Genomic DNA, 25,870 nt, shown 5'->3' with positions numbered 1-25,870 from the left:
GTGTCGTAGCACGGTGACCTGGCCGCGTATCGGCCGGATAACGGAAGCCGCGAGCAACCGGAATCCTCTTGACGCCGTCCTTGTTCATCGGCCTGACTGCCATGGTGCACGCGCGCGTGCGCGCGTTTTCTACAAGGCGACCGCGAACCGAGACCGTACGACCACTGAACCGGAGGGGGCCGGAATGAGACTGCTGCTCGTCGAGGACGACAACCACGTCGCCGCCGCTCTGTCCGCGGTCCTGGCACGGCACGGGTTCGACGTCACGCACGCCCGCAGCGGCGAGGAGGCCCTCCAGGCGCTCGTCCCCGAGAGCGCCGGTTTCGGCGTGGTCCTGCTCGACCTTGGCCTGCCCGACCAGGACGGCTTCGAGGTCTGCGGCAAGATCCGTAAACGCACCGGCACCCCGGTGATCATGGTCACCGCCCGCGCCGACGTGCGTTCCCGCATCCACGGGCTCAACCTCGGCGCCGACGACTACGTGGTGAAGCCGTACGACACCGGCGAACTGCTCGCCCGGATCCACGCCGTCAGCCGGCGCACCGTCCAGGAGGACGTCGTGCCGGGCGTCGAGAGCGCTCTGCGCCTCGGCCCCGTCCACATCGAACTGCCCACCCGTCAGGTCAGCGTGGACGGTTCGGTCGTCCAACTGACCCGTAAGGAGTTCGACCTCCTCGCGCTGCTCGCCCAGCGCCCGGGCGTGGTCTTCCGGCGGGAGCAGATCATCAGCGAGGTGTGGCGTACCAGTTGGGAGGGCACCGGGCGCACCCTGGAGGTGCACGTCGCCTCCCTGCGCGCCAAGCTGCGGATGCCCGCGCTGATCGAGACCGTCCGCGGCGTCGGCTACCGGCTCGTCGCACCGGCCGCCTAGCGGGGACGGGTGCGCACACGTCTTCTCCCGCTGCTCATCGTCCTGATGGCGGCCGTCCTGCTCGCCCTCGGCATGCCCCTCGCCATCAGCGTGGCCGCCGCCCAGCAGCAGACGGTGGTCGTCGACCGGATCGACGACACGGCACGCTTCGCGGTGCTCGCCCAGTCCGTCACCGACGGGCCCAGCGGTCCCCGCCGTACGACCACGGACGACCGCAGGGAGACCCTGAGCCGCGAACTCGACAGCTATTACGGCGTGTACGGCATCCGCGTGGGCGTCTTCTACCGCAACGACTCGGCGATGGCCAACGCGCCCGGCGACTGGCTCCTGCCCCGGACGGGGGAGGTGCGCGAGGCGTTCCAGGAGGCCTTGCTCAGCCGGCGCAGCCATGACCCGGAGCAGGTGTGGCCCTGGCAGCGCAGCCGCCTCGTCGTCGCGTCACCGGTGATCCGGGACGGCGACGTCGTGGCCGTCGTGGTCACCGACTCGCCCACCGGGGCGATGCGTTCGCGGACGCTGCGCGGGTGGCTGCTCATCGGGGCCGGGGAGATCGCCGCGATGCTGCTGGCCGTCGGTGCCGCGCTGCGGCTGACCGGCTGGGTGCTCAGGCCCGTGCGCATCCTCGACGTCACCACCCACGCGATCGCGAGCGGCCGGCTGAAGTCGCGGGTCGCGGCGGCCGGCGGCCCGCCGGAACTCCAGCGGCTGGCCCGTGCGTTCAACGAGATGGCGGACAACGTCGAGGACGTGCTGGAGCAGCAGCGCGCCTTCGTCGCGGACGCCTCGCACCAGTTGCGCAATCCCCTCGCGGCGCTGCTGCTGCGCATCGAACTGCTCGCCCTCGAACTGCCCGATGGCAACGAGGAGATCGCCTCGGTCCGCACCGAGGGCAAGCGCCTCGCACAGGTCCTGGACGACCTGCTCGACCTGGCACTGGCCGAGCACGCCGACGCGGACCTGCGACTCACCGACATCGGGCAGCTCGCCACCGAGCGGGTGGCCGCCTGGGCACCGGCCGCCGAGGCCAAGGGTGTTTTGCTCACCGCGGACTGCCCGCCGACCACCGCGTGGGCCGACCCGATCACCCTGTCCAGCGCTCTGGACGCGGTGATAGACAACGCGGTGAAGTTCACCCCCGAGGACGGCTCGGTCGAGGTGGCCGTCTCCTCCAACGGCGAGACCTCGACCGTCGTGGTCACGGACACCGGACCGGGCCTCACCGACGAGGAACTCGCCCGCGTGGGCGACCGCTTCTGGCGCAGCGGCCGCCACCAGAACATCAAGGGCTCGGGCCTCGGCCTGTCCATCACCCGGGCCCTGCTCTCGGCGGGCGGCGGCTCGATCACGTACGCCCACCACGAGCCGACGGGACTGAGGGTGACGGTGACGGTGCCGAGGAGCGGCGGCTGAGGGCGGTGCCTTCGTGGAGGTCCGGGCTTTGTTCACGGCCGCACGTTCTACGGCCGCTCGAGTTCATGGCAGCTCGAGTTCATGGCAGCACGAGTTCACGGCAGCACGAGTTCACGGCTTCACCGAGCGGTAGTAGCGCCGTGCGCCCTCGTGCAGGATCAGTGGGTCCGTGTAGATCGCGGTGCGCAGGTCGACGAGTTGGGCCGAGTGGACGTGGGCGCCGATGTCGTCGCGGCTCTTGATCACTGTGCGGGTCACCCACTCGGTGAGCCGGGGGTCCATGTCCTCGCGGGTCATCAGGAGGTTGGACACCGCGATCGTGGGCACAGTGGAGCCCTGCTGCACGGACGGGTAGGCCGACTCCGGCATGTTGGTGGCCCGGTAGTAGCGGGCGGCCTCGCTCTGGCGGTGCAGCGTGGCCACCAGGTCGGCTTCGATCGGGACGAACCGGAAGTCGAACTTCCGGGCCAGCTGGACCAGTCCGTTCGTGGGCAGACCGCCCGACCAGAACAACGCGTCGATCCGGCCGCGCATCAACTCGTCGGGACCGGTGTCGATGCCGTCCGACATCGGCGTGATGTCCTTCGCGGGGTCGATCCCCGCCGCCTTGAGCACCCGGTTCGCTATCAGCCGTACACCGGAGTTGACGGGACCGGTGGCCACCCGCTTGTGCCGCAGGTCCGGGATGGACTTGACGTCCGAGTCGTTCGGCACGATGACCTGCACGTAGTCGTCGTAGAGCCGGGCCACCCCGCGCAGCTCCTGCGACCCTTCGCGGCCCGCGATGTCGTACGTCTCCACGGCGTCGGCCGCCGCGATGGTGAAGTCGGCCTCGCCGGTCGCCACCCGTCGCACGTTCTCCTGCGAACCGGCGCTGTGCTGCAGCCGCACCGTCAGGCCCGGCATGTCCCGGTCGAGCTCGTTGCGCAGTCGCTCTCCGTACTCCTGGTAGACCCCGCGCGATGTGCCCGTGCTGAAGGTGATCGTCCCGCTCGGCGGTTCCTCGCCCAGGGGCAGCAGCCACCACAGCAGCAGCCCGAGAGCGACGACACCGGCGGCCGTGCCCTGGAGCGCCCGGCGGCTGCTGATGCGGGAGATCACCTTGGACATGCGCGCGATCCTGCCAGTCCGCCCGCGGTCCTGACCAGGCCGGGCTCAGGGCGAGACCGTCGGCGGCGGCCGGGACCGTCGGAGGCGGCGGTTAGAGTCGCGGCATGAGCTCCTCTCCCGCCGGCCTCGTCCATGAGTTCCACCGCGCCTTCGGTCTCGACGCCCGCAGCACGCCGACCGAAGTGTCCCCCGAACTCGCCGCGCACCGCGGGGAACTGCTGGCCGAGGAGGCCGCGGAGGTCGCCGAGGTCTCGGTCACCGGCCCCTTGGACCGGCTCGCGCACGAACTGGCCGATGTGGTGTACGTGGCGTACGGCACGGCGCTGGTCCACGGGATCGACCTCGACGCGGTGATCGCCGAGGTCCACCGCTCCAACATGAGCAAGCTGGGTCCCGACGGGCAGGTCGCGCGCCGGGGCGACGGCAAGGTGCTCAAGGGGGAGCACTATCGGGTGCCGGACGTGTCGGAGGTGCTGCGGCGGCAGGGGTGGACCCCCGGCGGCCACTGAGCCTGCGGGCGCCGGGCCCCCGGCGGCGTCTCACAAGCGCCGCCGCCCGGCATCCGCCGCCGGCTCCTGACGCCGTTCGGCGCCCTCCGTGTCGGCTGGGGCGCCCGGCTCCCGTCCGGCCACCGCCGCCGGCCTCCGGCCGCACCGGGCGGACGGGTGGCCGGCCCGATCCGCGCCGGCGGAGTGCTGTTCGGCGAGGGGACCACCTGCGCGGCGTGGCTGAGCGGTGCCCCGGCGTCCACGCCACCTCGCCTGCCCATCGCCCCCGTCGCCGAAATCCCGGACCGGGCTCCTCCAGGGACCACCTACCCTTGAGGAATGACCAGCAGCAGCGACCGGAGCCTCGCAGTGGACGTTCCCGCACCCAAGAGCTATGAGATCCGCACCTACGGGTGCCAGATGAACGTCCACGATTCCGAGCGATTGTCCGGGCTGCTCGAAGAGGCCGGTTACGTGCGTGCGCCCGAGGGGTCGGACGGGGACGCCGACGTCGTCGTCTTCAACACCTGTGCCGTGCGCGAGAACGCCGACAACCGGCTGTACGGCAACCTCGGCCGGCTCGCGCCCAAGAAGGCGAGCCGCCCCGGGATGCAGATCGCGGTCGGCGGCTGTCTGGCGCAGAAGGACCGCGACACCATCGTCCAGAAGGCGCCCTGGGTGGACGTCGTCTTCGGCACGCACAACATCGGCAAACTTCCGGTGCTGCTGGAACGCGCGCGCGTGCAGGAGGAGGCGCAGGTCGAGATCGCCGAGTCCCTCGAGGCGTTCCCCTCCACCCTGCCGACGCGGCGCGAGAGCGCGTACGCCGCCTGGGTCTCGATCTCCGTCGGCTGCAACAACACGTGCACCTTCTGCATCGTCCCGGCCCTGCGCGGCAAGGAGAAGGACCGCCGCCCCGGCGACATCCTGGCCGAGGTGGAGGCCCTGGTCGCCGAGGGTGTCTCCGAGATCACGCTGCTCGGCCAGAACGTGAACGCGTACGGCTCCGACATCGGTGACCGCGAGGCGTTCAGCAAGCTGCTGCGGGCCTGCGGAGGCGTCGAGGGCCTGGAGCGGGTCCGCTTCACCTCCCCGCACCCGCGCGACTTCACCGACGACGTGATCGCCGCCATGGCCGAGACGCCGAACGTGATGCCGCAGCTGCACATGCCGCTGCAGTCCGGCTCGGACACGGTCCTGAAGGCGATGCGCCGCTCGTACCGGCAGGAGCGCTACCTCGGGATCATCGAGAAGGTGCGGGCCGCCATCCCGCACGCCGCGATCACCACCGACATCATCGTGGGCTTCCCCGGCGAGACCGAGGAGGACTTCGAGCAGACGCTGCACGTCGTGCGCGAGGCGCGCTTCGCGCAGGCCTTCACCTTCCAGTACTCCAAGCGGCCCGGCACGCCGGCCGCGACCATGGAGAACCAGATCCCCAAGGAGGTCGTCCAGGCGCGCTACGAGCGTCTCGTCGCGCTCCAGGAGGAGATCTCCTGGGAGGAGAACAAGAAGCAGGTCGGACGCACGCTCGAGCTGATGGTCGCCGAGGGCGAGGGCCGCAAGGACGGCGCCACCCACCGCCTCTCCGGCCGCGCCCCCGACAACCGCCTCGTCCATTTCACCAAGCCGGACCAGGAGGTGCGCCCCGGCGACGTCGTCACCGTCGAGATCACGTACGCCGCCCCGCACCACCTCCTCGCCGAGGGCCCCGTCCTCGACGTGCGCCGCACGCGCGCGGGCGACGCCTGGGAGAAGCGGAACGCGGCGGAGGCGGCCAAGCCGGCCGGTGTGCTGCTCGGCCTGCCGAAGATCGGCGTGCCCGAGCCGCTGCCGGTCGCCTCGGGCAGTGCCTGCGGCTGCGACTGACCCCGTCCACCCCGCGCCGCTGCCGGGCGGCGCCCTGCGGAGTTACGCTGCCGATCATGCTTGTCGCCGCCGCCGTCTGTCCCTGCCCGCCGCTCCTCGTGCCCGAGGTCGCCGCGGGTGCCGCCACCGAACTGGACGCGGCGCGTGCCGCCTGCACGGACGCGCTCGGCGTGCTCGCCGCAGCCCGCCCCGACCGGCTGGTGGTCGTCGGGCCCGCCGAGGAGGAAGCGGTCGGGCCGTATCCGCAGGGCGCCCGGGGTTCCTTCCGCGGCTTCGGCGTGGAGGTGGACGTACGGCTCGGCCGGGACGAGGGCGCCGCGGCCGGCTCCGAGCGTGAGCTGCCGTCGTCCCTCGCCGTCGCCGCCTGGCTCCTGGAGCGGACCGGCTGGGCGGACGCCCCGATCGAGGGACTCGGTGTGGCGGAACCGCTGGCGCCCGAGCGGTGTATCGAAAGGGGAAGGGAGATCGCCGCGCGGGCCGAGCGGGTGGCACTCCTGGTGATGGGTGACGCGAGCGCCAGCCGCACGCTCAAGGCACCCGGCTATCTGGACGAGCGGGCGGCCCCGTTCGACGCGGAGGTCGCCCACGCCCTCGGCTCCGCGGACGTACCTGCCCTGAAAGTCCTGGATCCGGATCTGGCGCACGAACTGAAGGCGGCCGGCCGGGCCCCCTGGCAAGTTCTGGCGGGCGCGGGGGAGCAGGCACACCTCGAAGGCTCCCTGCTGTACGAGGACGCGCCGTACGGCGTGGGGTATCTGGTCGCCACCTGGTCGTAGACGAGGGACAAGCGGAAACGGCGGACGGCCGGGAGCTGCAATACCTCGCTCCGCGGCCGTCCGCCGATCGTCGTACCCTGCCGTGCCGTTCAGGAAGCCGGAGGCGGTGTCTCCGGGGGCGTGGGCGTCGTGGCGTCGGGCGCCTCGGGCGCCTCAGGGCCGCTCTTGTGCGCGAGCCGGTCCATCGCGTGCCTGGCCTTGTCCGTGCCCGTGTGGATCTTCTCGCTGTACTTGCCCTTGGTCTTCTCGTCGACGACCTTCGCGGCCTTGTCGATGCCGCCCGTGATCTTGCCCCCGTGCTGCTGAGCGAGGTCCGACACCTTGTCCTTGGCCGGGGCGAGCTTGGCCTTCATGTTGTCCAAAAGACCCATCGGTACACCTTCCCTCGCGGGACAGTTACTTGCGGGCGCCCTCGCCGGCCGCGCTGTCCGCGACCTCGTCGGCCGACTGCTGCCGGGGAATCTCGGCGCCTTCCGCTGCGGCGCGTTCGGCGGACGCCGTCTGCCCCGCGGACTGCTCCGCCGATTCCTCCGCCGCGCGCCCGGCCGGCTCCGTACCGGCCCGGGCCTCGACGGCCGACATCTCCTCCGCGGCCTTTGACTTCCTGAGAAGTCGCGCAAAAACACCCATATCCACTCCATACGTTACTCGTGCGGGCGGAATCCTGCGTCGCCCGGTGCACTCGTTCGTGCCGCCCCGGTCACCGCCCCCGAGACCGGCGACGGGCACCTCGCCGCGGGCAACGAGGCTGATCACGTGCCGTCATGTAACCCGTTCGAGGCGTGGCCGCGAGGTTTGCGAAACTGGTGCTGTGAGCAGTGCACTCCCCGCCCCCCGCGTCATCGCCGTCGTCGGACCCACCGCGGCCGGAAAGTCCGATCTGGGCGTCTTCCTGGCCCAGCGACTCGGCGGCGAGGTCGTCAACGCCGACTCCATGCAGCTCTACCGCGGGATGGACATCGGCACAGCCAAGCTGACGCCCGAGGAGCGGGGCGGCGTTCCGCACCATCTCCTGGACATCTGGGACGTCACCGTCACGGCCTCCGTCGCCGAGTACCAGAAGCTCGCCCGCGCCAGGATCGACGACCTGCTCGCCCGCGGCCGCTGGCCGGTCCTGGTCGGCGGCTCGGGCCTGTATGTCCGCGGTGCGGTCGACAATCTGGAGTTCCCCGGCACCGACCCCGAGGTCAGGGCCCGGCTGGAGGAGGAGCTCGCGCTGCGGGGCTCCGGAGCGCTGCACGCACGCCTCTGCGCCGCCGACCCCGAAGCAGGCCGGGCGATCCTGCCCAGCAACGGTCGCCGTATCGTCCGCGCCCTCGAGGTGATCGAGATCACCGGCCAGCCCTTCACGGCCAACCTCCCGGGCCACGACTCCGTGTACGACACGATCCAGATCGGCGTCGACGTCACCCGCCCCGAGCTGGACGAGCGCATCGCACGCCGCGTCGACCGGATGTGGGACGCAGGGCTCGTCGACGAGGTGCGCGCGCTGGAGGCACAGGGCCTGCGCGAGGGGCGCACGGCGTCACGTGCCCTCGGCTACCAGCAGGTGCTCGCGGCGCTCTCCGGCGAGTGCACCGAGGAGGAGGCCCGCGCGGAGACCGTGCGGGCCACCAAACGCTTCGCGCGCCGCCAGGATTCGTGGTTCAGGCGCGACCCCCGGGTGCACTGGCTGAGTGGGGCCGCGGCGGACCGTACGGAACTTCCGAACCTGGCGCTGGCATTGGTCGAACGACCGGTTACAGCCTGATCACGTGATGGCATCGGGATGCGCCGCCGGTCATCGGGGCCTGTGGCGCCATGCCATCATCGAGCTTCGATCGACCAAGTGGAGTCCGAGTTGGGAGGGCGCGTGGCGATGGAGGCCGGCCCTCGCGACACCGCACAAGGCACAGAGCCTGTCACCACCGACGGTGACGGGCCGGAGCCGGACGAGGACCGTCTGAGCCCCGACGGACCCGACGACACCGTGGGTGGCGTCACCGCCGACGGTCCGGAGCCCGAGGAGATGTTCGCGGGCGGCCCCGAGGTCGAGGTCGAGCTGCGGCCGCAGCGCCGGCTGCGCATCTGGCAGCTCGCTCCCATCGTCGGTCTGGCCGCGGTCGGCTCCCTGATGTTCGCCTTCCCGCTGGCGTTCGACTTCGGTGACAGCGGGGCGGTCATCGCCATGCTGGGTCTGCTGATCTGCTCCTGTGCCGCCGGCTGGGGCATGATGGCCGCCCGCCGTGTGGGCTACACCTTCCCGGGCCTGCCCGCGCGCGGTTCGGGGCCCCGGCCGGACTGGCGGGTCGTCCTCGCGTATGTGCTGGTCGTGGCCGTCGTCGCGGTCCTCGCCGTCTGGCGCGTGGCCCGGCTGCGCTGAGCCGGTATCGGGGACGAGGTCGTCGTACCGACCCCGTACGATCGAGGAATGAGCACGCGGATCGCCTTCCTCAAGGGTCACGGCACCGAGAACGACTTCGTGATCGTCCCCGACCCCGAGAACGCCCTCGACCTGACCCCGGCCACCGTCGCCGCCCTGTGCGACCGGCGCGCGGGCATCGGCGGTGACGGCGTGCTGCACGTCGTACGGTCCGCCGCGCACCCCGAGGCACAGGCGATGGCCGGCGAGGCCGAGTGGTTCATGGACTACCGCAACGGCGACGGCTCCGTCGCCGAGATGTGCGGCAACGGTGTGCGCGTGTTCGTGCGCTACCTCCAGCACGCCGGACACGTGGCCGAGGGCGACATCAACGTCGCCACCCGCGCGGGCGTGAAGAGGGTGCAGATCGCCAAGGACGGGGACGTCACCGTAGGCATGGGCAGCGCCCGCCTCCCCGAAGGGGACGACGTCACCGTGAGCGTCGGAGAGCGCAGCTGGCCCGCGCGCAACGTCAACATGGGCAACCCGCACGCGGTCGCCTTCGTCGACGACCTCGCGCACGCCGGCAGCCTGTACAGCCCGCCGCCCGTCGCCCCGGCGTCCGCCTACCCGGACGGCGTCAACGTGGAGTTCGTGGTAGACCGCGGGCACGGGCACGTGGCGATGCGCGTGCACGAGCGAGGCGCCGGCGAGACCCGCTCCTGCGGCACGGGCGCATGCGCCGTCGCCGTGGCCGCCGCCCGTCGGGACGGCGCCGACCCGGCCGTCACCGGCACCCCGGCGACGTACACCGTCGACGTGCCCGGCGGACGCCTCGTGATCACCGAACGCCCCGACGGCGAGATCGAGATGACCGGCCCCGCGGTGATCGTCGCCGAAGGCCTGATCGAGGCCGAATGGCTGGAAAACGCGGCCCGTTGACCGTGTGATCCGTGGCCTCGGCGCCCTGCGACGACCGGATTCGAGGCCGTTGTTCTTCGGCACGCCGGGAAACCACTGCCGACCGTCGTACGGGTGGCGTAAAACCGTAAACCTCCAGATCGTCGCTCGAATGGGTGATCCGTTTCACGCTCGGCGAGAGGCGGTCAATCGGGCGTGATGGGCTCGATAGCATCAAGCACCGGCACGGACGGGGGAACGTCGCCATCCCTGAGCCGCGTATGCCCTGTGGCCCCGTCCGCCGGTCCACGAGCCGGAGGTGCCCATGAGTGCGGAGGCCACGAACCCCGCGAGCCCAGGCCCTGTCACCCCTGCGGCGCCGCGCAGGAAGGCCCGCGCGCGGATCGATCTGCGGCGGCTCGGCCGGGCCGCGCTGCTGGGCTCACCCGCCCGTGACAAGCTGCCCGACGCCATCAGCCACGTCGTCGAGGCCCACCGCGCCCACTACCCGGACGCCGGCCTGGAACCGCTGCGCCGGGCCTATGTGCTGGCCGAGTCCTCGCACCGCGGACAGATGCGCAAGAGCGGCGAGCCGTACATCACGCATCCGCTCGCCGTGACCCTCATCCTGGCCGAACTCGGCGCCGAGACCACGACCTTGACGGCTTCTCTGCTCCACGACACCGTCGAGGACACCGACGTGACGCTCGATCAGGTGCGGGAACAGTTCGGCGAGGAGGTCCGTTATCTGGTCGACGGGGTGACGAAACTGGAGAAGGTCGACTACGGCGCCGCCGCCGAGCCGGAGACCTTCCGCAAGATGCTCGTCGCCACCGGCAACGACGTCCGCGTGATGTCGATCAAACTCGCCGACCGCCTGCACAACATGCGCACCCTCGGCGTGATGCGCCCCGAGAAACAGGCCCGCATCGCCCGGGTCACCCGCGACGTCCTCATCCCGCTCGCCGAGCGACTCGGTGTACAGGCACTCAAGACCGAGCTGGAGGACCTGGTCTTCGCGATCCTGCACCCCGAGGAGTACGCACACACACGGGAGTTGATCGCCGGCAACGCGACGCGCTCCGGCGACCCGCTCGCGGAGATCGCCGACGAGGTGCGGGGCGTGCTGCGCGAGGCCGACATCCAGGCCGAAGTCCTCATCCGCCCCAGGCACTTCGTCTCCGTGCACCGCGTGGCCCGCAAACGCGGACGGCTGCGCGGCGCCGACTTCGGCCGCCTGCTGGTACTCGTCAGCGAGGACGCGGACTGCTACGGCGTCCTGGGCGAGCTGCACACCTGTATGACGCCCGTCGTCTCGGAGTTCAAGGACTTCATCGCCGTACCGAAGTTCAACCTGTACCAGTCGCTGCACACCGCCGTCGCCCGCGCGGACGGCCAGGTCGCCGAAGTCCTCATCCGCACCCACCAGATGCACCGCGTCGCCGAGGCCGGCGTGATCGCGCTCGGCAATCCCTACGCTCCTCCCGCGGAGACCTCGGACACCTCGGAGGACCAGACGGCGGACGGTGCTCCGGCCGACGGCGAGCGCGCCGACCCCACCCGCCCCGGCTGGCTCTCCCGTCTCCTCGACTGGCAGCGCGCCGCGCCCGACCCGGACACCTTCTGGTCGACGCTGCGCGAGGACCTCGCCCAGGACCGCGAGATCACCGTCTTCCGCCCGGACGGCGGCACCCTGGGGCTGCCCGAGGGCGCGACCTGCGTGGACGCCGCTTACGCGCAGTACGGCGAGGACGCGCACGCCTGCATCGGCGCCCGCGTCAACGGCCGCCTGGCGACACTCAGTACGGTCCTCAAGGACGGCGACAGCGTCCAGCTCCTGATGGGCCAGGACCCCGCGTCCGAGCCGTCCCGGGAATGGCTGGAGCACGCGCACACCCCCGCGGCCCGGATCGCCATCCAGCGGTGGCTGGCGGCGCATCCGGGGGGCGACGGGACGGACGCGGCGCGGGCCGAGGCGAGCCGGTTCCGCCAAGGACCCCGTGAGGGGTTGCGCGAAGCGGCACCGCGCGACGGGAGCGGCGCAGAGGCCGACCCCGGCAATCGCACCACCACCATCGCCCGGCTCACTCCCGAAGGCGCGGGCGCCCCCCCTACCGCCGAGGCCCCCGCCCGCCCCCGAGGAGCCGAAGTCCTGCTGGACCGTGCCGGCGCCACCGCCCGCCTCGCCGGGTGCTGTACGCCCGTGCCGCCCGACGAGGTCACCGGATTCTCCGTGCGTGGGGGAGTGGTGACCGTGCACCGCGTGGAATGCCCGGCGGTGGCGCACATGAAGAGCGGGGGGCGCCCCGAGATCGGCGTGCGCTGGGGCGACACGACCGAGTGCAGGGTCACGTTGTTCGCGGAATCGTTCGGCCGCCCCCATCTGCTCGCCGACCTCACCGAGGCCATCGCCCTCGAAGGCGCCGAGATCGTCTCCGCGACCGTAGAACCACCGAGCCAGCAGCGCGTCCGGCACACCTACACCCTGCAACTCCCCGACGCGGCCCGCCTTCCGGCCCTCATGCGGGCCATGCGCAACGTACCGGGCGTGTACGACGTGAGCCGGGCGCAGCACCAGATGCCGACGTCGTGACGGCCGCGTCCAGCCACTGTCTGGACGTGCCGTGCGTCCACGACCCGGCCGGGCGCAGCACTTGGCCGTGGCCTCCGCAGCCGCCGTCCCCGGCTTACCGACGGCCACGCCGGCAGCCCCTGCGTTCGTGCCGGGCGCCCTGGTGTCCGCCAGCCACGGCACCGCACATCGGCATCCGCGGCCCTGTCCCCGACCTCGTGACACGCACGCCCGGGCCGCCGGCCGTACAGGCCCTGAGCCGGGCTCGCAACCAGCCCCCGGCCCCCTGACGGACGCGCCCCGGGCCAACCGTTCGGGTGGGACGGGCGCGCGTCGTCGCCGCTGCCCGCGCCCGCGCTGGTAGCGGTGGTCCATGCTGCTCACTCCCCGCACCGTCCGGCCGCCCCGGCCGCTTCCGCAGGCCCGGCCGGCCGGCCGGAGCCCTCGGCGCGCGGCGGCCCTCCTCGCCTCCGCCGTCTCCGTCTGTCTGCTCGCCGCGAGCGCCCCCGCCCCTCCGTTGGGCGTCGGCGACCGTCTCTTCCCGTACCTGGGGAACCCCGGATACGACGTCGCGTCGTACGACCTGTCCCTGACCTATCCCGGCACCAACGACAAGCCCCTCAAGGCCGTCACCACCATCGACGCCTGGACGACCACCGGCCTGGACCGCCTCAACCTCGACTTCGCGCACGGCAAGGTCGACTCCGTCGAGGTCGACGGCAGGCGCGCCACCTTCAGCCGCGCGGGTGACGACCTCGTCGTGACCCCCGAGCGGGCGCTGCCCCGGGGCAGCTGGACGCGCATCACCGTGCGGCACACCAGCGACCCGAGGCCCGCCAAGGGCCACGACGGCGGCTGGGTGCGGACGACCGACGGACTCGCCATGGCCAACCAGGCCGACGCCGCGCACCTGGTGTTCCCGTGCAACGACCACCCGTCCGACAAAGCGATGTTCACGATCCGGGTCACCGCGCCCAACCGCTACACGGCCGTCGCCAACGGCCTGCCGACCGGAGTGGACAAGGTCGGAAGCTCGACCACGTGGACGTACCGCACCCAGCACCCCATGGCCACCGAGCTGGCCCAGGTGTCCATCGGCCGGTCGACCGTGCTGCACCGCACCGGCCCGCACGGACTGCCCGTGCGCGACGTCGTGCCCACCGCCGACCGCAAGGCCCTCGAACCCTGGCTCGCCAAGACTCCCGACCAGATCGCCTGGATGGAGAAAAAGGTCGGACCCTACCCGTTCGAGACGTACGGCCTGCTGATGGCCCAGGCCACCACCGGCTTCGAACTCGAGACGCAGACCCTCTCTCTCTTCGAGAAGAACGTGTTCACCGAGCCCGCCTACCCCAAGTGGTACGTCGAGTCGATCATGGTTCACGAGTTGTCCCACCAGTGGTTCGGTGACAGCGTCAGCCCGCGCACCTGGTCCGACCTGTGGCTGAACGAGGGGCACGCCACCTGGTACGAGGCCCTGTACGCCGAGGAGAAGGCGCACAGGCCCATGGCGGACCGTATGAAGGCGGCCTACAGAGCCTCCGACAGCTGGCGTGAGTCCGGTGGACCGCCCGCCGCGCCCAAGCCGCCCAGCGCGGGCCAGAAGATCGGGATCTTCCGGCCGAACGTCTACGACGGCGCCGCCCTGGTGCTGTACGCCCTGCGCCAGGAGATCGGCCGGCCCGCCTTCGAGCGGCTGGAGCGGACCTGGGCCCGGACGCACCGGGACGGCACCGTGACGACGGCCGACTTCGAGCGCCTGGCCTCGAGCACCGCCGGACGCGATCTGAGCGGGTTCTTCAAAGCCTGGCTGTACGGCGCGAAGACCCCGCCGATGCCCGGGCACGGGGAATGGAAGGCCGCGCCGCCGGCGAAGGCGGCCGCGCGATAACCCGGTGACGAGACGGGCCGTGCCGTGCGACCATCGTCAGGTCGGCGCGGCACGGGGCGGGCACGGGAATCTCCGAACGTCCCCGTGCGTTGTAACCAGCGATCGCCGTAGCCGATTGCATATCGGCATATCCACCGACGTAAGGATCCAATGACCTCCTCTTCTTCCCCTTCCCAGGACACCAAGCGCTTCGCGCACGCCTACCCCGAAGGTCTTCGGGCCGATGCCCTGATGGAAGAGGACGTCGCCTGGAGCCACGAGATCGACGGAGAGCGTGACGGCGACCAGTTCGACCGCTCCGAGCGCGCGGCCCTGCGCCGCGTGGTGGGCCTCTCCACCGAGCTCGAGGACGTCACCGAGGTCGAGTACCGACAGCTCCGACTGGAGCGCGTCGTGCTCGTCGGCGTGTGGACCACCGGGACCGTGCAGGACGCGGACAACTCCCTCGCCGAGCTGGCCGCCCTCGCGGAGACCGCGGGCGCGGTCGTGCTCGACGGTGTGATCCAGCGCCGCGACAAGCCCGACGCGGCCACCTACATCGGCTCCGGCAAGGCCCTCGAACTGCGGGACATCGTCATCGAAACGGGCGCGGACACTGTCATCTGCGACGGTGAACTGAGCCCCGGCCAGCTGATCCAGCTCGAGGACGTCGTCAAGGTCAAGGTCATCGACCGTACGGCCCTGATCCTGGACATCTTCGCCCAGCACGCCAAGTCCCGAGAGGGCAAGGCGCAGGTGGCGCTCGCACAGATGCAGTACATGCTGCCGAGGCTCCGTGGCTGGGGTCAGTCGCTGTCCCGGCAGATGGGTGGCGGTCGCGGCGGCCTCGCGACGCGTGGCCCCGGTGAGACCAAGATCGAGACGGACCGGCGCCGGATCCGCGAGAAGATGGCGAAGATGCGCCGGGAGATCGCGGACATGAAGACCGGCCGCGAGATCAAGCGCCAGGAGCGCCGCCGCAACAAGGTGCCGTCCGTCGCCATCGCGGGCTACACCAACGCCGGCAAGTCCTCCCTGCTCAACCGCCTCACGGGCGCGGGTGTGCTGGTCGAGAACGCCCTGTTCGCGACCCTGGACCCGACCGTCCGCCGGGCGGAGACCCCGAGCGGCCGCCTGTACACGCTGACCGACACGGTCGGCTTTGTACGGCACCTGCCGCACCACCTGGTCGAGGCGTTCCGCTCCACCATGGAGGAGGTCGGCGACTCCGACCTGATCCTGCACGTGGTGGACGGTTCGCATCCGGTGCCCGAGGAGCAGCTGGCCGCCGTACGCGAGGTGATCAGGGACGTCGGCGCCACCGGCGTACCCGAGATCGTCGTGATCAACAAGGCGGACGCGGCCGACCCGCTGGTGCTCCAGCGGCTGCTGCGGGTCGAGAAGCGGTCCATCGCGGTCTCGGCGCGCACCGGTCAGGGCATCGACGAACTGCTCGCGCTCATCGACAACGAGCTGCCGCGTCCCTCGGTCGAGATCGAGGCGCTCGTGCCCTACACGCACGGCAAGCTGGTGGCCCGCGCCCACACCGAGGGCGAGGTGATCTCCGAGGAGCACACCGCGGAGGGCACCCTGCTCAAGGTGCGCGTCCACGAGGAACTGGCCGCGGACCTCGCGCCGTACGTGCCGGCTCCCGCGCTCTGACCATCTGCGCACGAAGGCCCGCCCCCGCGCACAGCGGAGGCGGGCCTTCGCCGTGCCGGTGTCACCGGCCGCCGTACGTCCTGCTCATGTTCTGGTAGAGCGCCTCGGCCTCCTGGCCGAGCTGCGGACCCGCCAGCCAGGTGTTGTCCGTCGGGCCGATCGAGGTGTTCGACACCAGCTCGGTCCTGCCGTCCACCACCCGGAACCAGCCGCCGCCGGACGAGCCACCGGTCATCGTGCAGCCGATGCGGTACATCGTCGGCAGCGCCGGGCTCAGCGACAGCCGCCCCGGCCGGTCGATGCACCGGAACATCCGCTGACCGCCGTACGGCGGCGCGGCCGGATACCCCCAGGCGCCCATGCTGCTCACCGCGGAGGACGGCGCGGAGAAGTCCACGTCCAGCGCCGCGCCGACGGTCTCCTCCAGGGACTTCGACCCGGACTCGGGCTTCACGTGCAGCACCGCGTAGTCGTACGTGGCACCCGCGCCGCCCGTCTCCGAGCCGCCCTGGGTCCACTGGTTCGAGGTCGACGCCCAGTCCGCCCACCACTGGCCGTACGGTGCGATCTGCGACGCCGTCGCGTTCGCCAGCTCCGCCTCGGGCTTGCCCAGGTCGTTGTACGACGGCACGAACGCGATGTTGCGGTACCAGCCGCCCTTCTTGCCGGCGTGCACACAGTGCCCCGCCGTCCACACCAGGTTGGACTTGCCCGGGTGGTTGACGTCCTTGACCGGTGCCCGAACAGACCATCGAACCCTCGGGCGAGTCGAAGAAGACCTTGCCGACGGGCGCCGCGTTGTCGTGGTACGGCGTCTTCTCCGCCTGTGCCTGCACGGGCTGCGGCTCCGGGTCGCTGACGCCCTGGTCGGCCGAGGCGTCCTTCGTCGAGACCGTCTTGTCGGCCTCCTTCGCGGACTTCATCCGCTCCGGCTTCCACAGGCCCTCGATCACCGGGTTGACGAAGTCCTTGGCCTCACTGAGCCACTTGTCCTTGTCCCAGTCCTGCCAGCCGCCGTCGCCCCACTTGTCGACGTCGATGCCGTGTTCCTTGAGCTTGCCGGCGATGTCGGCCGGGATCTCGACCTTGCCGCCACCGTCGTCGGCCGCCTGCGAAGTGCCGGGCTTGTCGCCGGCCTTGCTGTCGTCGGCCGAGCCGCCGCAGGCCGCGGCCGTGAGTGCCAGCGCCGCGACCAGGCCGGTGGCGGCCAGGACGGTGCGCCGCCGTCCGCGCCGGTGGGCGAAGGGCGTACGTATGGAACGCATGGTGCGATTACCCCCGTTGATGCATGTGATGACACCCCACTGTGCCCGTGGGGCTGGGACGAACGGCGGCGAGGGAGTGAAGGTCTCCCGTGCGGGACCTCGCCGCCGCCTGTGACTCGGCCGCGCCCGTCCGCCGCTACTGAGCGGCGAACTTCTTGCTGACCGCCTGATACACGCCCTCGGCCACGTCACCCAGCCGCGGACCCGCAAGCCAGCCGGAACTCACCGGCCCGATCGAGGTGTTGGACACCAGAGCCGGCTTGCCGTCGGAACCGGTCGCCACCCAGCCACCGCCGGACGAACCGCCCGTCATCGTGCAGCCGATCCGGTACATCGTCGGGTCCGCCTTGTTGATGGACAGCCGCCCCGGCTTGTCCTGGCACTGGTACAGCGACTGACCGTCGAACGGCGCCGCCGCCGGGTAACCGGTCGCCGTGATGCTCTCCACCTGCGGCACCGCCGGAGCCTTGAAGTTCACCGGGAGCGCCGAACCGACCGTCTCCTCCAGCGACTTGCCGCCGTTGCCCTGCTCCGGCGTCACATGGATGACCGCGTAGTCGTACGAGGCGCCGTCCCCGCCCGTCTCCCCGCCCTGCTCGATCCACTGCTGGGAGGTCTGCGCCCAGTCACCCCACCACACGCCGAACGGAGCGACCTGCTCCTTGGTGGCGTTCTGCAACTGCTCTTCCGTCATGCCCTTGTCGTTGTACGACGGCACGAACGCGATGTTGCGGTACCAGCCGCCCTTCTTGCCGGCGTGCACACAGTGCCCCGCCGTCCACACCAGGCTGGACTTGCCCGGGTGGGCCGGATCCTCCACCACGGTCGCCGAGCAGACCATCGTGCCCTCGGGGGAGTCGAAGAACACCTTGCCCGCCGTCGCAGCGTTGCTGTGGTACGGCGGCCGCACCGCCTGTGCCTTGACCGGCGCCGGCGTCGGGTCGGTCACGCCCTGGTCGCCCGAGAGGTCGTTGTCGTCGACACCCCGGTCCGGGTCGTCGGCGTCCCGCATACGGTCCGGGTCCCACAGACCCTTGATGATCGGGTTGATGAAGTCGTTGGCCTCGCGCAGCCAGTCGTCCCTGTCCCAGTTCTTCCAGGCGCCGTTCTTCCACTTGTCGATGTCGATCCCGTGCTCTTTGAGCTTGTCCTTGATGTCGTCCGGGATCTGGATCTTTCCGTCGCCGTCGGCACCGCTCGTCGCGGAGGCGGACGCCTCCCCGCCCGCGTTGTCGTCCTTGTCGCCGCCGCAGGCGGTGGCGGTCAGCGCCAGCACCGAGGCGAGAGCGACGGCCGCCAGCACGGGGGAGGTTCCGCGGGACCCACTCCTCCCTCGGCGAACGGTGAACGACGGCCGTATGGATCGCATGGTCTTGACTCCCCGTGAGGTAAAGGAACTCGGTGCCGCGCCCGCGAAACGCACCGCACGCACATGCGGTCCACATCGGTCTCGCGGGCGTCTGGGAATGGCACCACACACTATGCGCTCGCTGTGGGGGACTTCCGACCGAACGGCAACAGTTCCGTCACGGCAAGGATCTTGAGTCAACCCGTAACCCCCTGAGCCGTCCGGGGTTGTAGCGGTGGGGGGCCCGCTGCCTGCACCCGGTCCCCGCGGATCAACTCGCCTCTGGACAGCGGGAGGACAGGGAACCGTGGCCGTGACCGAGTCGTTGACCGGGGAGACGTGCGAGGGAGCGCGCGGCGCGCACGAAGGAATCCTGAGGCGCCAGTCGGCGCGCGAGTCCTCGGCGCGCACCTATGCGCGGGCCCTCCCCATCGTGCCGGTGCGCGCCCGCGGGCTGACCATCGAGGGTGCCGACGGCCGCCGCTACCTCGACTGTCTCTCCGGCGCAGGAACCCTCGCCCTCGGCCACAACCACCCGGTCGTCCTGGAAGCCATCCGCAAGGTCCTCGACTCGGGCGCCCCCCTCTCCGTCCTCGACCTGGCGACCCCCGTCAAGGACGCCTTCATCACCGAACTGTTCCGCACCCTCCCTCCTGGCCTCGCCGACCGCGCCCGCGTCCAGTTCTGCGGCCCGGCCGGCACGGACGCCGTCGAAGCGGCGTTCAAACTGGTCCGGACGGCGACCGGCCGCACCGGAATCCTCGCCTTCACCGGCGCCTACCACGGCATGACCTCCGGCGCCCTGGCCGCGTCCGGCGGCGCCGACGACGTACGGGTCGCCCGCCTCCCCTATCCCCAGGACTACCGCTGCCCCTTCGGCGTCGGCGGCCCGTTCGGCGCGGAACTCGGCGCCCGCTGGACCGAGTCCCTCCTCGACGACCCGAAGTCGGGCGTCCCTCTCCCCGCCGGGATGATCCTCGAGCCCGTCCTGGGCGAGGGCGGAGTGATCCCCGCCCCCGACGACTGGCTGCGCCGCATGCGGAAGATCACCGCCGACCGGTCCATCCCGCTGATCGCCGACGAGATCCAGACCGGAGTCGGCCGCACCGGCGCCTTCTGGGCCGTGGAGCACAGCGGCATCACGCCCGACGTGATGGTCCTGTCCAAGGCCATCGGCGGCAGCCTCCCCCTGGCTGTCGTGGTCTACCGCGACGACCTCGACGTCTGGGAACCCGGCGCCCACGCGGGCACCTTCCGCGGCAACCAACTCGCCATGGCCGCCGGCACGGCAACCCTCACCCACGTCCGCGAAAACGGTCTCGCCGAACGTGCGGCCGGACTCGGCTCCCGGATGCTGCTCCAACTGCATGAGCTCAAGCGGGAGTTCGCTTGCGTGGGTGACGTCCGGGGACGGGGGCTGATGATCGGCGTTGAGTTGGTGGATCCGGAGGGGGGCGGGGAGCCAGCGGGAATCGGGAGATCAGTCGGAGCCCGGGGAGTAACCGGGGCCGAGGAATCCGCGCGGGCGCGAAGAGCAGCGGGAGCCGGGGAAGCAGCGGGAGCGGGAGAACCAGCCTTGGCCGGCCTCGGCACCGAGCACGAGTTCGCCGGCACCCCACCGCGCGCGGCTCCCGAACTCGCCGCCGCCGTCCAGCGGGAGTGCCTGCGCCGAGGCCTGATCGTGGAACTCGGCGGACGTCACTCAAGTGTTGTCAGGCTTCTCCCTCCTCTCACGATCAGCGATGAACAAGCGGCAGCGGTCCTGGACCGACTCACCGACGCGGTGGCAGCGGTGGCCCGCAGCGACACGGGCCGGGTCGGTCGTCCCCGGCGACCCGAGGGCCGTACCGGCCGCCGATCCGAAGGTGGTACCGGCAGGGCCGGTTAGCGGGGCGAGCGCCAATCGGCCGCCTCTCGGCGCACCTCGGCCGTCCAGCCTCTGCCGCACCGCTCCCGCTCGACCCCGTCCCGTCTCGCGGAGCCGCGTCAGCCCGAACCGCATTGAGGAACCGTCTTGAACAGCACTCCTACCACCACCTCCCGTTCGCACACTCCTGACGACAACTCCCTGGTGACGCAGGCTTCAGCGGGGTGGCCAGGAGCGGGACCGGCATCAGGATCGGTACCGGCGTCGGGCCCCGCACCGGCGAGGGAGCCGCTCCCCGAGCAGCGGCACCGCACCCCGGAGGCCGAGTGCCCACCGCCTGCGGCCGACCCCCTGGAACACCCTGACCCCCACACCGCCGCCCAGGCCGCGGCCATGGAGAACCTGCTCCGATGCTGGGTACGGGAGGCGAACCTCCCCGCACCCGAGTCAGGCACCCTGCACATCCCCCTTCCCGCCACCGGAACAGCGCTCACCGCACCGGTCCACTACTGGTCCCCGACCGGCTGGCACCGCTTCGGTCTCCCGCGCGTTGCCGAAGCATCCGGGTGGCTCGAGAACATCCCGCCGGTCGACGCCGTCACGCTCGCGGCACTGCTCTCCAGGGAAACACCCCCCGGAACCGGCGCCGCAGCGACCGACCCCGTAGCCGCCGTGACGACGCACGGCGGTGACCTCGTTGCCAGGGTGGCCGACTCCGTCGCCCGTACCGTCACGTTCATCAGCGACCGGCGTGAGCAGCCCGCCGACGGTCCCGACCTCTTTCTCAGCGCCGAGCAGGCACTGCTCCTCGGACACCCCCTGCACCCGACCCCGAAGAGTCGCGAAGACCTGTCCGGTACCGAAGCCCGCCTGTACTCACCCGAATTACGCGGCTCCTTTCCCCTCCACTGGATGGCTGTCGCGCCTTCCGTGCTCACAACCGACTCGGCCTGGACGGACCGCGGCCGTCCCGTTCCGGCGGAGCACCTCACGGCACGGCTCGCGGGCACCAGCCTCCCGTTGCCCGACGGCTACGCCGCTCTGCCCCTGCACCCGTGGCAATCGCGCGAGGTCCGGCACCGCGACGAGATCGCGGCCCTGCTCGATGCCGGGCTGCTCCGGGACCTCGGCCCCTACGGCCCTCCCTGGAACCCCACCTCCTCCGTACGCACCGTCCACCAGTCCGGCACCCCTGCGATGCTCAAACTGTCGCTGGGTCTTCGAATCACCAACTCCCGCCGTGAGAACCTCCGCAAGGAACTCCACCGTGGCGTCGAGGTCCACCGTCTGTTGCGCAGCGGCCTGTCCAGGCAGTGGCAGGCCGTGCACCCGGGCTTCGACATCGTTCGCGATCCCGCCTGGGTGGCCGTCGACGGCCCCGACGGCCTGCCCGTCCCCGGCCTCGACGTGGTGATCCGGTACAACCCCTTCCTCCCGTCCGACGACGTCTCCTGCGTCGCCGGTCTCGTTTCGCCCCGGCCCATGGCCCGTCCTGCTGCCGGCAGAGACGCACTGGCTGATGACCCCGGATCCGAGTACGGGGGCAGAGGGACACCACCACCTCTCGGCTCCCGTCTCGCCCACGTCGTCACGCGGCTGGTCGAGCGGTCGGGCCGCTCCCGTGGTGCCGTCGCTGCAGAGTGGTTCCTGCGGTACCTGGAGCAGGTCGTGCGTCCTGTGCTGTGGCTGGACAGCGAGGCCGGCATCGCCCTCGAAGCGCACCAGCAGAACACGCTGCTCCTGCTGGACCCGGACGGCTGGCCGGTGGGCGGCCGGTACCGCGACAACCAGGGTTACTACTTCCGCTCATCCCGGCGTGCCGATCTGAATGCCCGACTGCCCGGCATCGGCGAGCGGAGCGACACCTTCGTCTCCGACGAGGTCGCCGATGAACGCTTCGCCTATTACCTCGCCATCAACAACGTGCTCGGCGTGATCGGCGCCTTCGGCTCCCAGCATCTCGCCGACGAGACGCTGCTGCTCGCCGCCTTCCGCCGATTCCTCGCGGACGTCACCTCGGGGCCTGCACCTCTTCGCACGTCTCTGCCCTCCCTCCTGCTCGACTCACCCGTCCTGCGCTGCAAGGCCAATCTGCTGACCCGGCTGCATGGTCTCGACGAACTCGTGGGCCCGGTCGACACCCAGTCCATCTACGTCACCATCGCCAACCCCCTTCACTGCTGAACCGAACAGCATCGACTTCATTCACCCCCGAGGACCATGACCCACCTCGGCTCCCGAAAGGAGGGCGCTGTGCCTCCCACCGACGCGAGCGCCGACGCCGGCCACGGCCCTGTCCCGGCCCCGGAGTACCCGGGCCGTCCCGGCTCCGGCGGAGACAGCGAGGACACACTGGACCTGCGTCTCCCTGACGAACTTGTCGCCCTCTTCGCCGGGGAGACAGCCGACGGCGATGGCCGGAAGGGAGAGCGGAACGCGGAAGTCCGCTCAACCCCCGCTGAAGGCAAGCCTGCCGGCGCCGACGGAGGGTTCGCCCGAGCCGCAGTGCGACCCGTCACCGCCCCGGATCAACTCGCCCTCATGGACGATGATTTGCTCGCCCTGACGGACGACGCTTCGGCCACTGTCGCGGACGTTGCCCCGTTCTCGGTGGTGGACCATGCCCGGTTCGAGGTCGTGGACCAGGCCCCACCTGCCGTCGCGAACGACAACAACCCGGTTTCCACGCAAGACGACGACCTGCTCGACCGCGTAGGAGCCTGGGGCCCCGGAGACACCTCTGCCGGTCCCTTCGAGCTCGTCCCGGTCCGCCCGGAACACGACCTGCCGCTCATCAGCCGCTGGATGAACGACCCCGCCGTCGCCGCGTTCTGGGAACTGGCCGGGCCTCCTTCCCGCACCGAGGACCACCTCCGCGCCCAACTCACCGGCGACGGGCGCAGCGTTCCGTGCCTCGGCGTGCTGGACGGCACCCCCATGAGCTACTGGGAGATCTATCGGGCGGACCTGGATCCACTGGCCCGCCACTATCCGGCCCGCCCGCACGACACCGGGATCCACCTCCTCGTCGGCGATGTCGCCGACCGGGGGCGGGGACTGGGCTCGGCTCTGCTCAGAGCCGTGGCCGACCTGGTCCTGGACCGGCGTCCCTCCTGTGCACGGGTCATCGCCGAACCCGATCTTCGCAACACCCCCTCCATCGCCGCTTTCCTCTCTGCGGGCTTCCGGTTCGCCGTCGAGGTCGACCTGCCCGCCAAGCGGGCCGCCCTCATGATCCGAGACCGGTCCCTGCGTCATCTGATGTAGCGCTACGTGACGACGCCTTCACATGTGGTACACCGCTCGGGCCGCCCGGGTTCCCGTCCCACCCCCTTCTCCTGGAGCCCCACCCGTGTCCCCACCGCCCGTCCGAGCCTTGATCACCCGTTTGTCAGTGCCGGGCCGTAGGGTGGTCGGGCTATGACGAAGCCCTCACTCCCCGAACTCCTGCATGCCGCTGTCACAGCTGTCGGCGGTACGGAGCGCCCCGGCCAGGTGACCATGGCCGAATCGGTCGCCGAGGCGATCGGTGACGGATCCCACCTGCTGGTCCAGGCCGGTACCGGCACCGGAAAGTCGCTCGGCTATCTCGTGCCCGCGCTCGCGCACGGCGAGCGCGTCGTCGTGGCGACGGCGACCCTCGCGCTGCAGCGCCAGCTCGTGGAGCGCGACCTGCCGCGCACGGTGGACGCGCTGCATCCGTTGCTGCGCCGCCGCCCGGAGTTCGCGATGCTCAAGGGCAGGTCGAACTACCTGTGCCTGCACCGTCTCCACGAGGGCGTTCCGCAGGACGAGGAAGAGGGACTCTTCGACCAGTTCGAGGCGGCGGCACCCACCAGCAAACTGGGGCAGGACCTGCTGCGGATGCGCGACTGGGCGGACGAGACCGAGAGCGGCGACCGCGACGGCCTCACACCCGGCGTCTCCGACCGGGCCTGGGCGCAGGTGTCGGTGTCTTCGCGGGAATGCCTGGGTGCTTCGAAGTGCGCGTACGGCGCCGAGTGCTTCGCCGAGCTGGCCCGCGAGCGCGCCAAGCTCGCCGAGGTCGTCGTCACCAACCATGCGCTGCTCGCGATCGACGCCATCGAGGGTGCCCCGGTGCTCCCGCAGCATGAAGTGCTGATCGTTGACGAGGCGCACGAACTGGTCTCACGGGTCACGGGTGTCGCGACCGGCGAGCTCACGCCAGGCCAGGTCAACCGAGCCGTGCGCCGGGCCGCGAAGCTCGTCAACGAGAAGGCCGCCGACCAGCTCCAGACCGCCGCCGAGGGCTTCGAGCGGCTCATGGAGCTGGCGCTGCCCGGTCGCCTGGAGGAGATCCCTGAGGACCTCGCCTATGCCCTGATGGCCCTGCGGGATGCAGCCCGGACGGTCATCTCGGGCATCGGCGCGACCCGCGACAAGTCTGTCCAGGACGAGGACGCGGTCCGCAAACAGGCCCTGGCCTCGGTGGAGGCGGTGCACGACGTGGCGGAGCGCGTGGTCAACGGCTCCGAGTGGGACGTCGTCTGGTACGAGCGTCACGACCGCTTCGGCGCTTCCCTGCGCGTCGCCCCCATGTCCGTCTCCGGTCTCCTCAGGGAGAAGCTCTTCGCGGACCGGTCCGTCGTCCTCACCTCAGCGACCCTCAAACTGGGCGGTGACTTCAACGGAGTCGGCGCCTCCCTCGGCCTCGCCCCGGAGGGAGCAGAGGGCGAGGACGTTCCGAAGTGGAAGGGCGTCGATGTCGGCTCGCCCTTCGACTACCGCAAGCAGGGCATCCTCTATGTGGCCAAGCACCTGTCGCGCCCCGCACGGGACGCCGACCGCGCCGACATGCTCGACGAGCTGACCGAGCTCATCCAGGCGGCCGGCGGCCGCACGCTGGGCCTGTTCTCCTCGATGCGGGCCGCCCAGCTCGCCGCCGAGGAACTGCGCACCAGGATCCCCGAGTTCCCCATCCTGCTCCAGGGCGAGGAGACGCTCGGCGAGTTGATCAAGAACTTCTCGGCGGACCCGAAGACCTGCCTGTTCGGCACGCTGTCACTGTGGCAGGGCGTCGACGTCCCCGGCCCCAGCTGCCAACTGGTCGTCATGGACAAGATCCCGTTCCCGCGCCCCGACGACCCGCTGATGAGCGCCCGTCAGAAGGCGGTGGAGGACGCCGGGGGCAACGGCTTCATGGCGGTCGCCGCCACGCACGCCGCGCTCCTCATGGCCCAGGGTGCCGGCCGTCTCGTACGGGCTTCCGAGGACCGCGGTGTGGTCGCCGTACTCGACCAGCGGCTCGCCACCGCGCGGTACGGCGGTTATCTCAAGGCTTCACTGCCCGACTTCTGGTACACGACGGACCGTAACCAGGTCCGGAAGTCGCTCGCGGCCATCGACGCGGCGGCTCAGCAGGCCGGGGCGACGTGATCATGGGGCGGCCGGACCCGGCGCCGGGTCCGGCCGCCCCATGATCACGTCGCCCCCGGGCGACCTGGGCCCGTACAGCTCAGGGCCCCGGAACCGGCGCAGAGGTCCCGGGGCCCGGTCAGGG

19 protein-coding genes and 1 pseudogene are annotated in these 25,870 nt (G+C 71.1%); 15 read left to right on the top strand and 5 right to left on the bottom strand.

Annotated features, from left to right (window positions below; translation table 11 throughout):
- Positions 1-184 precede the first annotated feature (184 nt).
- Both IEZ19_RS07525 and IEZ19_RS07520 read left to right on the top strand, forming a co-directional pair.
- A complete protein-coding gene (locus IEZ19_RS07525) occupies positions 185-871 on the top strand; it encodes a response regulator transcription factor (RefSeq protein ID WP_189310281.1) in 687 nt (228 codons plus the stop codon).
- Between the two features lie 9 nt (positions 872-880).
- On the top strand, positions 881-2,281 hold the full coding sequence (locus IEZ19_RS07520; RefSeq protein ID WP_189310280.1) for a sensor histidine kinase: 1,401 nt from the start codon (positions 881-883) through the stop codon (positions 2,279-2,281).
- Between the two features lie 111 nt (positions 2,282-2,392).
- On the opposite strand, the gene IEZ19_RS07515 is transcribed toward IEZ19_RS07520, so the two are convergent.
- Positions 2,393-3,391 (bottom strand): TAXI family TRAP transporter solute-binding subunit, encoded by a 999-nt coding sequence (locus IEZ19_RS07515; RefSeq protein WP_189310279.1) that lies wholly within the window; start codon positions 3,389-3,391, stop codon positions 2,393-2,395.
- 104 nt (positions 3,392-3,495) lie between these two features.
- Here IEZ19_RS07515 and IEZ19_RS07510 point away from each other — a divergent pair, with 104 nt between their 5' ends.
- The 3 genes from IEZ19_RS07510 to IEZ19_RS07500 all read left to right on the top strand — a co-directional run bounded on the left by IEZ19_RS07510 (position 3,496) and on the right by IEZ19_RS07500 (position 6,524).
- Entirely contained in the window at positions 3,496-3,900 is a 405-nt protein-coding gene (locus tag IEZ19_RS07510; RefSeq protein ID WP_189310278.1) for a pyrophosphohydrolase domain-containing protein, read from the top strand.
- A 318-nt stretch (positions 3,901-4,218) separates the two neighbouring features.
- Positions 4,219-5,748 (top strand): tRNA (N6-isopentenyl adenosine(37)-C2)-methylthiotransferase MiaB, encoded by a 1,530-nt coding sequence (gene miaB / locus IEZ19_RS07505; protein WP_189310277.1) that lies wholly within the window; start codon positions 4,219-4,221, stop codon positions 5,746-5,748.
- Between the two features lie 56 nt (positions 5,749-5,804).
- Positions 5,805-6,524, top strand: coding sequence for a class III extradiol dioxygenase subunit B-like domain-containing protein (locus IEZ19_RS07500; protein ID WP_189310276.1), 720 nt, complete (start codon positions 5,805-5,807; stop codon positions 6,522-6,524).
- Positions 6,525-6,613: 89 nt separating this feature from the next.
- Here IEZ19_RS07500 and IEZ19_RS07495 read toward each other — a convergent pair whose 3' ends face one another.
- Both IEZ19_RS07495 and IEZ19_RS07490 read right to left on the bottom strand, forming a co-directional pair.
- Positions 6,614-6,895, bottom strand: coding sequence for an antitoxin (locus tag IEZ19_RS07495; RefSeq protein WP_189310275.1), 282 nt, complete (start codon positions 6,893-6,895; stop codon positions 6,614-6,616).
- 25 nt (positions 6,896-6,920) lie between these two features.
- Positions 6,921-7,106: a gliding motility protein gene (locus tag IEZ19_RS07490; RefSeq protein WP_308428933.1), complete on the bottom strand. Its 186-nt coding sequence runs from the start codon at positions 7,104-7,106 to the stop codon at positions 6,921-6,923.
- A 229-nt stretch (positions 7,107-7,335) separates the two neighbouring features.
- On the opposite strand from IEZ19_RS07490, the gene miaA reads away from it, so the two are divergent.
- From miaA to hflX, 6 genes are all read left to right on the top strand, one after another.
- Positions 7,336-8,274: a tRNA (adenosine(37)-N6)-dimethylallyltransferase MiaA gene (miaA, locus tag IEZ19_RS07485; RefSeq protein WP_189310273.1), complete on the top strand. Its 939-nt coding sequence runs from the start codon at positions 7,336-7,338 to the stop codon at positions 8,272-8,274.
- Positions 8,275-8,382: 108 nt separating this feature from the next.
- Positions 8,383-8,886 carry a hypothetical protein gene (locus tag IEZ19_RS07480; protein ID WP_189310329.1) on the top strand — a complete coding sequence of 168 codons (504 nt, stop codon included), beginning with the start codon at positions 8,383-8,385 and terminating at the stop codon, positions 8,884-8,886.
- A 48-nt stretch (positions 8,887-8,934) separates the two neighbouring features.
- Positions 8,935-9,807: a diaminopimelate epimerase gene (gene dapF, locus IEZ19_RS07475; RefSeq protein WP_189310272.1), complete on the top strand. Its 873-nt coding sequence runs from the start codon at positions 8,935-8,937 to the stop codon at positions 9,805-9,807.
- A gap of 283 nt (positions 9,808-10,090) precedes the next feature.
- Positions 10,091-12,358 carry a RelA/SpoT family protein gene (locus IEZ19_RS07470; RefSeq protein WP_189310271.1) on the top strand — a complete coding sequence of 756 codons (2,268 nt, stop codon included), beginning with the start codon at positions 10,091-10,093 and terminating at the stop codon, positions 12,356-12,358.
- A 352-nt stretch (positions 12,359-12,710) separates the two neighbouring features.
- Positions 12,711-14,228, top strand: coding sequence for a M1 family metallopeptidase (locus tag IEZ19_RS07465; RefSeq protein ID WP_189310270.1), 1,518 nt, complete (start codon positions 12,711-12,713; stop codon positions 14,226-14,228).
- A gap of 150 nt (positions 14,229-14,378) precedes the next feature.
- On the top strand, positions 14,379-15,869 hold the full coding sequence (gene hflX, locus IEZ19_RS07460) for a GTPase HflX (RefSeq protein ID WP_189310269.1): 1,491 nt from the start codon (positions 14,379-14,381) through the stop codon (positions 15,867-15,869).
- Positions 15,870-15,930: 61 nt separating this feature from the next.
- Here hflX and IEZ19_RS07455 read toward each other — a convergent pair.
- Both IEZ19_RS07455 and IEZ19_RS07450 read right to left on the bottom strand, forming a co-directional pair.
- A pseudogene (locus tag IEZ19_RS07455) lies at positions 15,931-17,134 on the bottom strand (trypsin-like serine peptidase).
- A 136-nt stretch (positions 17,135-17,270) separates the two neighbouring features.
- Positions 17,271-18,503 (bottom strand): trypsin-like serine peptidase, encoded by a 1,233-nt coding sequence (locus IEZ19_RS07450; protein ID WP_189310268.1) that lies wholly within the window; start codon positions 18,501-18,503, stop codon positions 17,271-17,273.
- Between the two features lie 286 nt (positions 18,504-18,789).
- Between IEZ19_RS07450 and IEZ19_RS07445 the strand changes: the two genes are divergently transcribed.
- From IEZ19_RS07445 to IEZ19_RS07430, 4 genes are all read left to right on the top strand, one after another.
- On the top strand, positions 18,790-20,370 hold the full coding sequence (locus IEZ19_RS07445) for a diaminobutyrate--2-oxoglutarate transaminase family protein (protein WP_189310267.1): 1,581 nt from the start codon (positions 18,790-18,792) through the stop codon (positions 20,368-20,370).
- A 126-nt stretch (positions 20,371-20,496) separates the two neighbouring features.
- On the top strand, positions 20,497-22,533 hold the full coding sequence (locus IEZ19_RS07440) for an IucA/IucC family protein (protein WP_373296927.1): 2,037 nt from the start codon (positions 20,497-20,499) through the stop codon (positions 22,531-22,533).
- Between the two features lie 69 nt (positions 22,534-22,602).
- Positions 22,603-23,616 (top strand): GNAT family N-acetyltransferase, encoded by a 1,014-nt coding sequence (locus IEZ19_RS07435; RefSeq protein ID WP_229840021.1) that lies wholly within the window; start codon positions 22,603-22,605, stop codon positions 23,614-23,616.
- A gap of 153 nt (positions 23,617-23,769) precedes the next feature.
- The gene (locus IEZ19_RS07430; protein WP_189310265.1) at positions 23,770-25,746 is read left to right on the top strand and encodes an ATP-dependent DNA helicase; all 1,977 of its coding nucleotides are present in this window, start codon (positions 23,770-23,772) and stop codon (positions 25,744-25,746) included.
- The last annotated feature ends 124 nt before the right edge of the window (positions 25,747-25,870 follow it).

The sequence above is a fragment of the Streptomyces brasiliensis genome, from assembly GCF_014647875.1.
Taxonomy (GTDB): domain Bacteria; phylum Actinomycetota; class Actinomycetes; order Streptomycetales; family Streptomycetaceae; genus Streptomyces; species Streptomyces brasiliensis.
The sequence above is the reverse complement of the archived record's forward strand: the minus strand, read 5'-3'. Positions and strand labels throughout refer to the sequence as shown.